The 14,847-nt window shown below is 55.2% G+C and carries 7 protein-coding genes, 1 tRNA gene, 1 rRNA gene and 1 pseudogene; 3 read left to right on the plus strand and 7 right to left on the minus strand.

The window, feature by feature from the left end:
* Positions 1–277: 277 nt before the first annotated feature.
* The 5 genes and pseudogenes from BBCT_RS06610 to nrdD form a co-directional block, all read right to left on the minus strand.
* On the minus strand, positions 278–907 hold the full coding sequence (locus BBCT_RS06610; RefSeq protein WP_003834126.1) for a TetR/AcrR family transcriptional regulator: 630 nt from the start codon (positions 905–907) through the stop codon (positions 278–280).
* 180 nt (positions 908–1,087) lie between these two features.
* The gene (locus tag BBCT_RS06615; protein WP_003834125.1) at positions 1,088–2,359 is read right to left on the minus strand and encodes a glutamate-cysteine ligase family protein; all 1,272 of its coding nucleotides are present in this window, start codon (positions 2,357–2,359) and stop codon (positions 1,088–1,090) included.
* Positions 2,360–2,682: 323 nt separating this feature from the next.
* Positions 2,683–7,405, minus strand: a pseudogene (locus BBCT_RS06620) (acyl-CoA dehydratase activase-related protein).
* Positions 7,406–7,652: 247 nt separating this feature from the next.
* Entirely contained in the window at positions 7,653–8,366 is a 714-nt protein-coding gene (gene nrdG / locus BBCT_RS06630) for an anaerobic ribonucleoside-triphosphate reductase activating protein (protein ID WP_003834120.1), read from the minus strand.
* 134 nt (positions 8,367–8,500) lie between these two features.
* Positions 8,501–10,900, minus strand: coding sequence for an anaerobic ribonucleoside-triphosphate reductase (gene nrdD / locus BBCT_RS06635; RefSeq protein ID WP_003834118.1), 2,400 nt, complete (start codon positions 10,898–10,900; stop codon positions 8,501–8,503).
* Positions 10,901–11,224: 324 nt separating this feature from the next.
* Here nrdD and xseA point away from each other — a divergent pair, with 324 nt between their 5' ends.
* The 3 genes from xseA to BBCT_RS06650 all read left to right on the plus strand — a co-directional run bounded on the left by xseA (position 11,225) and on the right by BBCT_RS06650 (position 13,015).
* The gene (xseA, locus tag BBCT_RS06640) at positions 11,225–12,505 is read left to right on the plus strand and encodes an exodeoxyribonuclease VII large subunit (protein ID WP_003834116.1); all 1,281 of its coding nucleotides are present in this window, start codon (positions 11,225–11,227) and stop codon (positions 12,503–12,505) included.
* Positions 12,506–12,507: 2 nt separating this feature from the next.
* Positions 12,508–12,792 (plus strand): exodeoxyribonuclease VII small subunit, encoded by a 285-nt coding sequence (locus tag BBCT_RS06645; protein ID WP_003834114.1) that lies wholly within the window; start codon positions 12,508–12,510, stop codon positions 12,790–12,792.
* A 150-nt stretch (positions 12,793–12,942) separates the two neighbouring features.
* Positions 12,943–13,015 (plus strand) — tRNA-Arg (locus BBCT_RS06650).
* A 51-nt stretch (positions 13,016–13,066) separates the two neighbouring features.
* Here BBCT_RS06650 and BBCT_RS06655 read toward each other — a convergent pair.
* The gene (locus BBCT_RS06655; RefSeq protein ID WP_003834112.1) at positions 13,067–14,164 is read right to left on the minus strand and encodes an endonuclease/exonuclease/phosphatase family protein; all 1,098 of its coding nucleotides are present in this window, start codon (positions 14,162–14,164) and stop codon (positions 13,067–13,069) included.
* 282 nt (positions 14,165–14,446) lie between these two features.
* A 5S ribosomal RNA gene (rrf, locus tag BBCT_RS06660) occupies positions 14,447–14,563 on the minus strand.
* Between the last annotated feature and the right edge of the window lie 284 nt (positions 14,564–14,847).

Below are 14,847 nucleotides of genomic sequence, written 5' to 3' on the forward strand. Positions count from 1 at the left end.
TGAGAAATATAAATCTTCTAGATTCACTTGTCAAGAACCGCAAAATTTCATGGCGCGTCTTACCTAACAACCATTAGATACAGCGTTTCCCCTTGACCAAAACCAACCAATCACCGCACGCCACACAAAATGCTATCCCAGCAGGCAAATCCATCCAGCCACTGGAGGAATCACCCCGCCCGAAACCTTCCAAAAGCCCTGATTTTCTTCCAGCGAGTGGAAGAATTGGGACGCGAAAGGCTATAGAAACACAGCCCGCAAGAGAGTTGCACACGGCTTAGCGGTAGCTGTCCCAAACAGGTGAGGGGAAGATCATCTTTTCGAAGGCAAGCCATTCATCGTAGAAATCGATGGGCGGCTTACGCGTCCAACGCAGTTGAATGCCATCCATCGCTTCCAAGCTTTGACGCACAATCGCACGCATATTCTCCCAACCACCGATTTCAGGCGGCAATTTCCATGTGTACTGGGAATAGTGTTCCCACACGTATTTCGGACGATTCTCGAAATAGTCGTGCAACGGATGGCCCTCGCTGAAAGATTCGGTTTCCAGCACCATGTATAGCTGCAGCAAGCTACGTCGACTCTCATTGTAACGTACCAAAAAACGCAGGTATGCGGGAAACAACATGCCTTCCGGATCGCTGCCCGGCAATCCGGATTTTGCAAAATCAGCCGGAGTGCCTTCCTGATCATAATTGTCGGTGACTAGCAGCGACAACAACCGTTCCTTATTGCCGATGTAATGCAGCAGTCCAGGCTGGCTCATGCCGATCGCATCAGCAATGTCTTTCAATGACGTTCCGTAATACCCCTTTTCCCCGATAAGACGGCTCGCCGCAGCGATGATTTCCTTCTTACGTTCCTCAGGTGATTTACGAACACGTTTCTTCCCCTCATTACCCATAAGGAACAGTGTACTATCTACCGTTCATTAGACAGGCAAAATCGTATCGGACCGTTGCATTTCCACTCGCCACACAAAAACGAGCCGATCTTCAACAGACCAGCTCGAAATTACATTCAAAACCACTTCGAGATCACATTCAGCCAGCCTCGACCAACCAAAAATATTCGAAAAGCAGTTTTACTTCTGGAACACGTCAGGGTGTTTCGGATCACCCGGTTCGTCGGCGAGGACACCCTCGAGCCCGAGGAACTCCTGCCAGAATTCCAGCGAATTGCCGTACGGAGCTGCCTGATGGCCGCGCGCCTGCAGGTTCGCCTTCGCCTCGAACACATCCTCCTCGCGGATGCCATCGAAATACGATTCGAGACGCTCACGGTTCGTCGGATCATAGAACAGCGATCCGATGATTTCCGTCAGTCGTTCCGCACGCGCTACCGGCAGCGAATCCCAGTGACGGAATTCAATGAAGTTCTTCAGACGGACATCGTTAAAATGCGTGGAAATCACATGATTGATTTCGTATGCGTTGAGTTCTCGATCGGGATACACGTCGTTCGCATTCTCATAGAACGCAGGATGATGCAGATCAGTTCCGGGAGTTTCTAACGCTTCCGGAGTGTGCGTCAGATCAGCGAACATCATCGGCGTGCTCAACACGTCGACCGCATAATCTTCCCAACCGAAGCGAGGATCAAACAATCCCGGAATAACGTTCGTGCGCTGCAAATCCAAATAATCCCACATGCGTTGGCGCAGCAGCGGATACGGATTCTCCTGTCCCTCGAAATACGGGGTGTTACGGAAGAACCATGCGAGAATCGGGCCGACCACCGTACCCAAACGCAGTTTGGAAACCGCGTCCTGTTCGGAAACATAGTCGATGCTGACCTGCGTCGAAGCGGAGCAACGCATCATGCACGGACCGAACTGGCCGACGCGCCCCAAATACGCGGTCATCGCCTTGTAACGGTCCTTCGGATTGACGGGAATGTCGGCATAGCCGGACTTCGGCTGATACCCGTAATTAACCAAGCGGAAGCCGAGATCGTCAAGCACGGGATCGACTTCGCGGCGGAACGCACCGTAAATCGTGCACAGATCTTCCGGCTTGTGCAGTATACCCAGCGAGCATTCCAGCTGACCGCCCGGCTCAAGTGACACGGAAATACCTTCGCGGCCAAGACCAACAAGCCTGCCGTTCTCCCAGTATTCCTTGCTTTCGTCGTAATATGGGCGAATGCGGTTCAGCAACGCCTCGGTACCGTTCTCCTCGTAATAGTTCACGGCGGTATCATCGCTGTTATGCACCGGCAGATGCTCGATTTCCACACCGAAACCACCGGTTCCACGCTCTTGGCAGCCTGATTCGAAGAATTTGACCAGACTTTCCACATGCTTCGGATTCGGCTCGGTAAGCAGGTGCGCATAAGAAATTCGTGGCGTTGTCATGTGGCAATCCTATCGAAACTCGTTGATGAGCACGGCGTGATTGCTATACGAAAAACTGATAGCCAACTCTTGCGTATATCGAATCGAATACACATTTTCGGTTAAAACAGACATGCTCTGCAAAGCCGACCAATAATAATTAACAGCTATTAATAAGGTCAGAAGCAATTACCACTATTTGAAAAATTGTTTGTATAAATCAAATAAAAGTACCGACGCTGAAGATGTTGTCAGCGTCGGTATTTTAGTCAATTCCAGTCAGTGCTTATTGATTTATTCGCCTATGATCAGGCGGCTTTTTCGCTTTGCACCGTCTCACCCTGTTACGCAGCCTTGTGAGCCTTCTTGGCGGCTGCGATCATCAGTTTGATGCGGTTGAGCTGGTTCGCTTCGGATGCGCCCGGATCATAGTCGATGGATACGATGTTGGCTTCCGGATGCAGGCGGCGAATCTTGCCGAACATGCCTCGACCGGTCACGTGGTTCGGCAGGCAGGCGAACGGCTGCGCACAAATCACGTTCGGGCAGCCGGATTCGATGAGCTCAAGGATTTCCGCAGTTAGCAGCCAGCCTTCACCAGCCTGCACGCCCACGGAAGTGACCTCGTCGGCCTTCTTCACGAGTTCCGGCATCGGCAAGTCCTGGGAGAACTTGCCGTGCGCCAAATCGATCGCCTTGCGTACAGGAGCGTTATACAAGTCAAGCGCCTTGCGCATCAGCGCGTAGCCAAGCTTGTTGCCGCCCATGCCGAGGTAATGCTCGTTCCAGTCGGAAATGTACGGGCGGGTGGTCATGAATTCCATGATGCCCGGCACCACAGCCTCGCAATTCTGCGATTCGATCACGTCGACCACATGGTTGTTGGCGTCCGGCTGGTACTTGACGAGAATCTCGCCCACCACGCCGACGCGCACCTTGCGCGGTTCGTCCTTCAACGGCAGTGAATCGAACGATTTGACGATTTCTTTGACGAGCGTCGAATATGGCAGGTATCCCTTGCCAATGAACTTACTTGCCGTCTTCGAGCGACCGTGGTTCTCGAGCGTTTCACGCACGATGGTGTTCCATGTCTTGTACAGCTGATTCGCACTGCCCGGCGTCACCTCGTACGGGCGCACGCGGTACAGGCATTTCATCAGCAGGTCGCCGATGATAAGCGCCTTGATGACGCGATGAAGCAATGCCGGCGTCGCTTTGAAGCCCGGATTGTCTTCAATGCCCTGCGTGGAAATGGCGATCACTGGAATTTGCGGATATCCGGCATCGATCAGCGCCTTGCGAATCAGGCCGAAATAGTTTGTGGCTCGGCACATGCCGCCGGTCTGCGTGATGGCGAGCGCGGTGTGCTCCGGATCGTATTTGCCGTCCAAAATCGCGTCCACGAGCTGGCCGATAACCATGATGGCCGGGTAGCAGGCGTCGTTGTTGACGTATTTGAGGCCGGTTTCCACGTTTTCGCGGCTGGCGTGTTCGAGAATGTCGAACTTGTAGCCGCCGGAGCGGATCACGGATTCCACTAGGGAGAAGTGAATCGGGCTCATCTGCGGAGCCACGATGGTGTAGTCCTTCATGTCTTTGCCGAATGGCACGCGGTTGGCGTATTTCGACATGGTGGCGGAATTGTGTGCGGACTTCTTCGCTTCGCCGACGCCGTTTTCCGCGGCACGCTTGGATGCGGCTTTAACGGCTTCAGTGAGTTTCGGATTGGCTTTCATCACGGTGTCAAGCATGACTTGACGGCCCGGAGTCGGCGCTTCGGTTCCGGTTTTGCGGAATTCGCCCTGCTTGTTGGACACGCTGTCTTGCTTGTTGGGCATGGCTGTGCCGATTTCACGCTGTTTGTTGCGTTCACGCTCTTCGACGGCTGCCTTGAGTGAACGAAGGCGGATTTTCGCTGCACCTAGGTTGGAGACTTCGTCGATTTTCAGCATGGTGTACACGTCGGCCTTGTCGGCGAGGATTTCGCCTACCTGGTCGGTGGTGATGGCGTCAAGACCGCAGCCGAAGGAGTTGAGTTGTACGAGTTCAAGCCCTGGGTAGGAGGCCACGAAGTTGGCTGCCGAGTATAGGCGTGCATGGTAGGCCCACTGGTTGGTGACGCGCAATGGCATTTTGGTGACCTTGCGGTCTTCCACATGGCGGAAGCCGTCTGCATTCTTCTTACGTGGATCGTCTTCATCGGCGGCGAGGAATTCGCTCAGGTTGAGCTTCTCCCCCGGCTGCAGTTCGCAGATCGAATCTTCAGACAATACCACCATACCGAGCGAGCATATGGTTTCCGGAATGCCATGGTTGACTTCCGGATCGATATGGTACGGGCGGCCTGCAAGCACGATGCCTCGGCAGTCGTGTTCCTTCATGTAGGCGAGTGCCCTGAGGCCTTCCATTTGCACGTCGTGTTTGAAGACTTCGTTTTCGGCATATGCCGCTTTGACTGCGGTTTCAGCTTCTTCACGGGTCACGTTGGCCCAAGCGAATTCTTCGACGATACGGTCGACCATGAGTTCATGGTTGGCCATGTTGAAGTATGGGCGCATGTAGCGGATGCCTTCTGCGCGCAGTTCGGGCATGTTCGCGCCGATGACCACGGGATAGTTGGCTACCACCGGGCAGTTGTAGTGGTTGTCGGTGTTGGGTACCAGATTCTCTTCGTAGCTGACGCACGGGTAGAAGATGTTTTTCACACCCTTGTTCAGCAGCCATTTGATGTGTCCGTGCACAAGTTTGGCCGGATAGCAAATGTTTTCGGATGCGATGGATTCAATGCCCGTTTCGAACAGTTCGTGCGAGCTTCGTCCGGAAATCATCACTTTGAAGCCGAGCGAGGTGAGCAGTGTGAACCAGAACGGATAGTTCTCGTACATGTTGAGTACGCGCGGAATGCCGATTTCACCGCGGGTTGCGTTCTTGTCGGTGAGTCTGCGGTAGGCGAAGCAACGCTTGTACTTGTAATCGTAGAGGTTCGGGCGATCGGAACGCTTCTTTTTCGCGTCTCCGCCTCGTTCGCAGCGGTTGCCGGTCACGTAACGGGATCCGTCTTGGAAGGTGGTGATGGTGAGCTTGCAGTGGTTTTGGCACAGCTTGCACACGTCTCGTTCGGAGGTCATCGACAGGTTGTCGAGTTCTTCGCCGCTCAAAATGTTCGATGCGGTATGACGTACGTCTGCGATCACCGCTTCTTTGGTGTCGGTGGTATCGACGTCTTCGTCTTCCGCTTCGTCGGCATAGTGCATGCGTGCGGTCAGTGCGGCACCGTATGCGCCCATGAGTCCTGCGATGTTCGGTCGGGTCACCTCACGTTCCGTGAGCAGTTCGAATGCGCGGAGCACAGCGTCGTTGAGGAACGTGCCACCCTGCACTACCACGGTGTCGCCAAGTTCACCGGAATCACGCAGTTTGATCACCTTGTAGAGGGCATTGCGCACCACGGAATAGCACAGGCCTGCGGCGATGTCTTCGATGGACGCGCCTTCCTTTTGCGCCTGCTTCACGGACGAGTTCATGAACACGGTGCACCGGGAGCCCAAATCGACCGGATGGGTGGAGTTAAGCGCCGCTTGGGTGAATTCCTGAATGGTCAGGCCCATGGAAATGGCGAACGTTTGCAGGAACGATCCGCAGCCGGACGAGCATGCTTCGTTCACTGCGATGGAGTCGATCACACCATCGTTGATGGCGAGATATTTCATGTCTTGGCCGCCGATATCAATGACGGCGGTGACTCCCGGGCTTACCATTTCGGCACCACGATAGTGAGCCATGGTTTCCACTACACCTTCGTCAAGGTGCAGGCCGGTGGTGATGAGGCCTTCGCCGTAGCCGGTCGCACAGGATCGTGCGATCCATGCGCCTTCGGGTAGTTCGGCTTGGATTTTTTTAACGATCTGCACGGCTGCCGTCAACGGACTGCCTTCGTTGGTCGCATAAGAGGACCATACAATTTCTCGATCGTCGTTCACCAATGTCGCTTTGATGGTGGTGGAACCGGCGTCGATGCCCAGGAAGTGCGGTCCTTGGGCCCCTTCGAGCGTGCCTTGATGGATATGCTCGCGATGATGTCGTTCGTTGAATGCGGTGCGATCCGCTTCGGTAGCGAACAGCGGAGGCATGGTCGGAGTGTTGGACGGCAGGTTTTCCAGTTCGTCCAGTCGCGCCAGCAGGTCGGCGCAGGTTCGTGCTTCGTAATGCTTAGTCAAGGTCGTCACCATCCTGATCGGCCTGCAATGCGGCACCGTATGCCACATACAGGTGAGCATCGGTCGGAACAATGAATTCGTCCACTTTGCCGTCGAGCGCCCGCTTGAACGCGGCTCGCAGCTCGGACATGAAGAACAACGGACCCCCCAGGAAGATCACGGTTCCGTGAATCGGGCGTCCGGAGGCAAGGCCTGCAATGGTTTGCGTGGCCACTGCGGTGAAGATCGATGCGGCCAGATCCGGTTTGGCCGCGCCATCGTTGATAAGCGGCTGCAAATCGGTTTTGGCGAACACGCCGCAACGTGATGCGATCGGATACAGGGTTTCGTATTGCGCGGCCATTTCGTTCAGACCAGCGGCGTCGGTGTCGAGCAGTGTTGCCATCTGGTCGATGAATGCGCCGGTACCGCCTGCGCAGGAACCGTTCATGCGCTGTTCCGGAGTCGGCTTGAGATAGGTGATTTTTGCGTCTTCACCACCAAGCTCGATGATCACATCAGCCTGCGGATATTCCTTGTCAATGGCTTCGGTTTCGGCGATGACCTCCTGAACGAAGGGCACGTCGAGGCTGTCTGCAAGAGCAAGACCGCCTGAACCGGTAATGGCCAGACGAATCGGCTCGTCGCCTCGGCCAAGCTTTTCCAATTCTTTGTGGATGTCGGCCAGTAGTCCGGCCACGGTGGCGCGCACATTTGCGTGGTGACGCCGATAATCGGAGAACAGCGCGTCCGCGAGCGCGTCGGACTGATCGAGCACCACCGCCTTCACAGTAGTGGAACCGATATCAAGACCTACACGCAACGGCTTTGTGCCGTGCGTTTCGGTCACGGCTTCTGCTGCTTCAACCATGTATCAACCTCTATCGTTCTATCCGCCGGGCTGCATTCCATGGCAGGCATGGAAGCCCCTACCCCGGTTATCCAATCATGTAATCGTAGTCTGTGCCCACGCCTAAGCGCTTCGTGAGTGCTCGCAATCAGCATAAAAGGCACGAAACAGCGCATAAACTAGACAACCAATCCAGTAAATGTACCTAATTATGCATCCGGACACTCAACGAACGTCGAAATCGCAAAACCACCCAAACATTTCCATGTCAGGATGCGCCGCCTTCCCCAGCAGAACGGTCTTTGCCATATATTTCGGGAATGAATCGTGTTTGATCATGTAATTTCGGCCAAATCACCACTCGCCCGTTTTCCAGTGATTTCGGCACGTCGATGATGCGTTGGTTGCCGCTTCCGCGGAATTGCAGCAGGGAATCATGTAATTCTTTGATATAACGGCCGTCCACTAGAATGTCGATCAGTTCGAGCAACTCGCGCTTGTCGGGGCTTTCGCCTTCGCGCATGAGCTCTTCCCACGTGTAGCCGGTCCAGCACCAAATATCTTTGGTATTACCGAACCGTTCGCGGATTTTTCGCGCGAGAGGCAACAGCACGCCCGTATTGAGCAATGGTTCGCCTCCGAGGAAGGTGATGCCTTGCACATACGATTGGCTTAAGTCATCCATGATTTGCGCTTCGAGCTTGTCGTTGTATTCGTGGCCGGCTTGGAAATCCCAGATTGATGTGTTGTAGCATTCCTCGCAATGGAACGGGCAGCCGGACACGTACAGCGAGCATCGGATGCCTTCTCCGTCGGTCATGAGGAACCGTTTGTAGTCGGCGATCATATTGCGGCTCATGCGATTGGTCCATTGCCCTGCTTTGGGATTGTTGGAACGAGTTGTGGGGATGAAAGGCCCGCGATTGGTTTCGTCCGCCGCAAAGTCACGACGTTGAATTGCTGGATTCGCGCTGCTGATCATACGTTGTCCCTTCACATTTTGCCGTTGCGTCGCGTTTTTGCGATTGCTGCTTGCCTCATGATTGTCACAGAATGAAAGAGGGTGGAAATCCACCCTCTTTCATATTTCGTTTATGTTTGCTGCTAATGCGGCCCTTACTTGGCTTCCTCGAACCATTCACGTTCGGAACCGTCGCTCAAGGTGACATGACCGGTTTCGCCGCTCATATGCTTAACGCGGTGCGCGATCTCCTCGTGACGTCCGTGCACCATCGGGCGCTGCACCGGGTTGCCCAAGTAGCCGCAGGTGCGCTTGGTCACGTTGCAGTGGTCCGGATCGGAGTTGCCGCACTCCGGGCACTTGAAGCCTTCCTCAGTGGGCTCGAAGTCGCCCTGGAATCCGCAATCGTAGCAGCGGTCGATCGGCGTGTTCGTGCCCAGGTAGCCGATGCCGATGTTGTAGGCGTAATCCCACACCGCTTCGAGTGCCTTGGGGTTGGACTGCAGGCACGGGAACTCGCAGTAGTTGATGAAGCCGCCGGACGCGTAGTACGGGAAGTCCTTCTCGTAGTTGAGCTTTTCCATTGGGGTTGGCTGCAGCCAGACCGGGTAGTGGAAGGAGTTGGTGTAGAAGTCGTGGTCGGTCACGCCTTCCACGTCGCCGAACTTCTCGCGATCCATACGGTTGAAGCGATCGGTAAGGGATTCGGCCGGCGTGGAGTACACGGAATAGTGATAGCCTTCCGCATCGCTCCATTCCTTGCACAGCTCGTTCATGCGCTTGACGATGGACAGTGCAAATTCCTTGCCTTGCGGATCCCAGCCGTGGTCGCGCATCCAGTTCTTGCCGTAGAACACGCTGGTCGCCTCATACAGGCCAATGTAGCCTAGGGAAACGGTGGCACGTTCGTTGCGGAACAGCTGGTCGACGCTGTCGTTGGCGCCGAGACGACCGAAGGCTCCGAAACGGAACAGGGTCGGCGCATTGACCGGCGCGGCCTGCTTGCAACGCATGATACGGAATTGCAATGCCTGATGAGCCACGGCCATACGCTCGTCGAAGATCTTCCAGAAGCGATCCTTGTCGCCGTGGGATTCCAGTGCGATACGCGGAACGTTCACGGTAACGACGCCAAGGTTCATGCGTCCGTCTTCCACATCCTTGCCGGTCGCCGGATCAATCCAACCCTGCAAGAAGGAACGGCAGCCCATCGGGGCTTTGAAGGAGCCGGTGATCTTCACGATGTTCTCGTAGAAGATCACGTCCGGATACATGCGCTTGGTGGCGCATTCGAGGGCGAGCTGCTTCAGATCGTAATTCGGATCGCCCGGATCGGCGTTCACACCATGCTTGATGGTGAACACGAGCTTCGGGAAAATGGCGGTGTGGTGTTCGGAACCGAGGCCGCGGATACGGTTCAGGAAGATGGCACGCTGAATCTCGCGGGCGAACCAGTCGGTACCCAAACCGAAGCCAACGGTCACGAACGGGGTCTGGCCGTTCGACACACGATTGGAGTTGATCTGGTATTCCATGGTCTGCATGGCGTCGTAGATGGCCTTGCGGGTCTGGATTTTCGCCCACATCTCACGCAGCTGCTGCAAACGGCTGGCATCCTTGTTGAACGGCTCGTCCATCGGCAGGGCCGGACGGTCCTTTTCGAAATGCAGACGCTTCGGTTCGACATCCTTGGCCAAGCGCACCTGACGTTCGGCGATTTCGATCGGCAGGTCGTCAGGCATGATCTCATGGGCCTGCTCAAGGAATTTATCGTAATCTTTCCTGGCATATTCAACGAAGTGCTCGTCGGCACGGTTGGCGGTCTGGCCGCCGTATTGGCTGGAAGCCACGTCTTTCATGATCTGGGTGATCTGCGTGGCGGCGATGGAAATACTGTTCGGCGATCCCATCGGCGCGTTGCCGAGGGTGAAGCCGTTGGCGAGCATATCCCAATAGTTCGGCAGAGAGCAGTTGGACTGCGCGGTGAACGGCGAGTAATCGGCGTCGTGGAAGTGGATGTCACCCTTCATATGGGCGTTGGAGACCGCATCCGGCAGCATGGAGAAGGCGGACGCCTTGGACACCGCGCCCGCCAGCAGATCGCGCTGGGTGGAGTAGACGTTGGAATCCTTGTTGGCGTTCTCGCGCACCAGAGCCTCGTCACGGTTCACCAGACGCTTGACGGCTTCGTTGATGTCGGTGGCCTTGGCACGTTCGATGTCTTTGTTCAGACGGTAGTTGGTGTACGTGCGCGCCACATCATACAGGTGATCTTCGATCAGGCCGTGTTCAACGAGATTCTGGATGTCTTCGATCTTGGCGGGACCGTTGTAACGATCCTTGATTTCGGCTTCGACCTGATTGGCGATGTCACGGATCAGCTGCTCCTCCTGCGGCCCAATCTTCTTATCAAGGTCAGCGAAGGCTGACTTCACCGCGCTGATGATGTTGATCGGATCGAAGTCGACCACACGACCGTCGCGCTTCTCGACGAGCACCTTACCGGTTCCCGTTTTAACGGTTGCGGAGACGGCATTCAGAGCCTGCGTTTCCATTCATCATCCTTTCCGGGTCGGACCCCATCCGACCAGGTTTTCATGCTTTGTTTCGCATGCCATACGTTTTCTACGTCCATAGACTCTACGCCATAGCCAGCACTAAATGTAGTAGAGGCACGCCGACGTTAAGACTATATATTCCATTTTTGGCTTGATTCCGCCATTCCTTAACCTGTGTGACAAAGGTAACGATTTTGCCACGGAGTGTCGCCTGAGTGTCGATTTGACGCAGGCACCGAAGAGGGACTATACAAGGCGGGGTACCCTCACACGATTCGAACATGTGTTTCATTTGTCCGCAAGATGATGGAATCTTGAACTATGACTTGGAACCAGGATTACACACCCCCGGCAGCGCAGCCGAACAGCAAACCGCTGCCGCGACTGGCCGGCGAAACCACCGCTGACAACCCCTGGCCGGTAAGTCTGCTCAGCGAGAAATTCCATATGGCCGTTGAACGGTGGCCATCGGTTTGGGTGGCCGGGCAGATCACGCAGATCAATACCAGACGCCAGGGCAGTGCCTACATCACGTTGCGCGATGATTATCAGGACATTGCGTTGGAGGTCAACGGTTTCGGACAGTTCGCCGCAGCCGCCACGCCTTTTGTGCAGGGCGATCGTGTCATCATCCACGGCAAACCGAATCTGTGGATGAAACGCACCTCCCTGTCTTTACGCGGTGACGCCATCATCGCCGCAGGCGCGGGCGGCAGCCTGAAAGCCATGATCGACGAATTACGCAAGAAGCTTAAAGGCGAAGGATTGTTCGACGCCGACCGCAAGCAGCCACTACCAGAGTTTCCGCATTGCATCGGTCTGATTTGCGCCCCGCAGGCTCGCGCCGAAGGCGATGTCATCACCAATGTGAGATTGCGTTGGCCTGTCGTTGACTTCAAAGTAACGCATGTGCATGTGCAAGGCGAGCAGTGCCCTTCCGATGTGATCAAGGCAATCGCGCAGATGGATGCCGATCCCGACGTCGATGTAATCATTGTGGCCCGTGGCGGCGGTGCCTTCGAGGATCTGATCGGATTTTCCGACGAAGGCGTGGTACGTGCCGCGGCAGCCGCTCATACGCCTCTGATTTCCGCGATCGGTCATGAAGATGATTGGACATTGCTTGATTTGGTCGCCGACTTGCGCGCATCCACTCCAACGGATGCGGCAAAGAAAGTCGTGCCAGACGTTCGCGAGCAGATGCAACTCATCAATGTGAATATCGAACGCATGCGCATGCGCATCGACGCCACCGTCAACAATGAAACAAGACTGATCGAAGGCTATGCGAACCGTCCAAGCCTCACGCAGCCGCTCACCATGCTGGAACCGCATCAACGTCTCATCGATGACGCAAGAACCCGCATGAGAATCGGCCTGACACGTATTCTTGACGATGCAAGTCTCACCATCGAAAAAGCGCACGCCTCACTGACTGCGCTCAGCCCGCAATCCACCCTCAACCGAGGCTATGCCGTGGTGCAGGGAGCGGACGGTCATGTAATCGACGATGCGAACGCCGTGAACACCGGCGACCAGCTCACCATGACATTGAAGCACGGCGTGATCGTGTCCGAAGTCACCACCGTAACGAAGGAGTAGCAATGACCAACGAAACCACCCCCGCATCCAGCCTGACCGACAAGGAACGCGAAGCCATCGCACAAATGCCTTATGAAGAGGCTCGAGATCAGCTTATTCAGGCTGTGCAGGCACTTGAAGCCGGCGGACTCAACCTTGACCAGTCCATGCGCCAGTGGGAGCTTGGCGAAGCCCTCGCCAAGCGCGCCCAAAGTCTGCTCGGCGAAGTGCGTGCCAAGCTTGACGCAGCACAGGCGGAACAAGCCACTGCGGCCAATACCGCTGGAACGCAAGACAATCTGGCCTGAGCATCCCAAAATACCGTCAATATAGCATTTTCATGACTGTGCGCCACACGTTTTACAAGGCGTTACATGGCGTACAGTCATACCGAAATTTCAGATTTCTTCGTTTCGGCACCATACTCGTCCGGAATGTGTGTAGAATGAAGATTCGTTGCCTCAGTAGCTCAGTGGATAGAGCACTTCTCTCCTAAAGAAGGTGTCGTAGGTTCGATTCCTATCTGGGGCACTTTATTTTATGCGGATACGCAGCCGATACGTAGTTGTGCCAACACTCTTCTCACACGTCGAATTGCACGGTTGCCAGCAACGCCTTGTGATCACTTCCATCGATTTTCAACGATTTGACCCGACCGGCCAACATGCCGGAATCCAATACGATATGGTCAATGCCCGCAAACGTCGGCACATAATCGATATTCGCAGGCCACGTGAACACCAATCCCCCAGCCGCCTGCTTGGCCGCATCCGTAAACCGCGCTCCCAAGAAATTGCGGAACGGCGTATGATCGTCGGTCGCATTGAAATCACCCATGAACACGTACCTGCGAGACGTATCGTATCGAAGCCGTCCAAGCTCATCCAACGAACGCTTCCACTGCTGCCAATACCCATCGGTCGGAGACGTGGTATGCACTGAAACGAAACGAATCTGCGTCTGACCATCATCGAGCGCAACCGTGGCCCCTGGCATGAACGACGCGCTCGAATCAACATCATCATCAGCCGGATCACCAAGCGGGCTTGCCGACCACAAACCATTGCCATACACGCCGTCTGAACTTGCCACCTGCGCATACGGCAGCAAATCGCCAATACCAGCCTTGTTCAACTCATCCACGAAAGCATCGGTCGTTTCCTGCAATGCCAACACTTCCACGCGCTCGCTACGTACCACATCAACGATTTCCTGAGCGTCGGCATGCCCTTTAAATACGTTGCACGTCATCAAACGGGCGTAATCATCCTGAGTATTGGCGGACGCTCCTGAAACCGCCGCGATCGCAGCACGCGGAAGCTTCGTCTCATTGTAGAAAAACGGATACTGCCACCATACTTGCAACGCGATCGCTGCAATCGCAAGCAATACCGACATTGTTCGTTTCGAAACAATACCGCAAACCAACGCGATTACTGCAAGAATCGCAAACCAAGGTACCAATGAAACGATAATGGGAACATACGGCCACGCTTGAATCTCAGCAGGCAGTATGTGCGAAACCGTGCCCAGCAAAGCCGCGATCGACAGAATACCAGCCAGAAAACCGCATATGACATTACGTACGCGATGCGACTTAGCTTTCTTCAACGTGCGAATAGGCTTAACAGCCTTCGCCTGCGCTATACGCGGTTTCACTGGCGCACCCGACCGTGCCATACTTCCTCCAATATGGGCATTGCGTTCAAACAGTCGTCAAGGCCAAGCCCCTAGACGAACGCCATCGATAATAATGCGTTTTACGGTAGCACCGTGCCCATGAGCGCTCTCTCGTAACAGCATCTCCAAAACCGACGGCATTGTTCTGTTGGTGGTTTTCGCTGCCTGAGCGCCGCAATCAGTGATTGCCGGATTCGCCTTCGCACATAATTGGACTTGCACGAATCGAATAATGAAAAATCCCGAGGAGCGGCGCTCAACTCGGGATTCAAAAAAGTTTAAGTGCGGCGACGTGCTACTCTCCCACACCCTCTCGAGTGCAGTACCATCGCCGTGCTAGGCCTTAGCTTCCGGGTTCGGAATGGGACCGGGCGTCTCACCTAGGCTCTGATCACCGCAAGATGAAATAATACGCACACATGCCTCAATCACCAAATCACGGCGTGTCGCAGATTGCAATCGTCTATCGCAGCCGCACGGCATGGCGCACGGGTCCCTCCGGCGTACGCTTGCGCCGATACGCCATCCCACTTGCGTCGCGGATGTCGGATCGGTGGTGGCGGCACGCGTGCAGTCGGCGCCGTTGGCCGCACAGGAGGTGAATTTGGGTGTTCCCCGATCGTCGACCGGATCGCCGCAACCGGCTTTGACCAAAGAGGCGACTTGCACACTGGAGGTGACGG

The sequence above is a fragment of the Bifidobacterium catenulatum DSM 16992 = JCM 1194 = LMG 11043 genome (assembly GCF_001025195.1).
GTDB classification, from domain to species: domain Bacteria; phylum Actinomycetota; class Actinomycetes; order Actinomycetales; family Bifidobacteriaceae; genus Bifidobacterium; species Bifidobacterium catenulatum.

Bases quoted from the DNA above. Each gene is read 5' to 3' on its own strand.
- BBCT_RS06615 (WP_003834125.1), bottom strand. From the start codon at position 2,359: ATGACAACGCCACGAATTTCTTATGCGCACCTGCTTACCGAGCCGAAT.
- BBCT_RS06610 (WP_003834126.1), bottom strand. From the start codon at position 907: ATGGGTAATGAGGGGAAGAAACGTGTTCGTAAATCACCTGAGGAACGT.
- BBCT_RS06655 (WP_003834112.1), bottom strand. From the start codon at position 14,164: ATGGCACGGTCGGGTGCGCCAGTGAAACCGCGTATAGCGCAGGCGAAG.
- nrdD (WP_003834118.1), bottom strand. From the start codon at position 10,900: ATGGAAACGCAGGCTCTGAATGCCGTCTCCGCAACCGTTAAAACGGGA.
- nrdG (WP_003834120.1), bottom strand. From the start codon at position 8,366: ATGATCAGCAGCGCGAATCCAGCAATTCAACGTCGTGACTTTGCGGCG.
- xseA (WP_003834116.1), top strand. From the start codon at position 11,225: ATGACTTGGAACCAGGATTACACACCCCCGGCAGCGCAGCCGAACAGC.
- BBCT_RS06645 (WP_003834114.1), top strand. From the start codon at position 12,508: ATGACCAACGAAACCACCCCCGCATCCAGCCTGACCGACAAGGAACGC.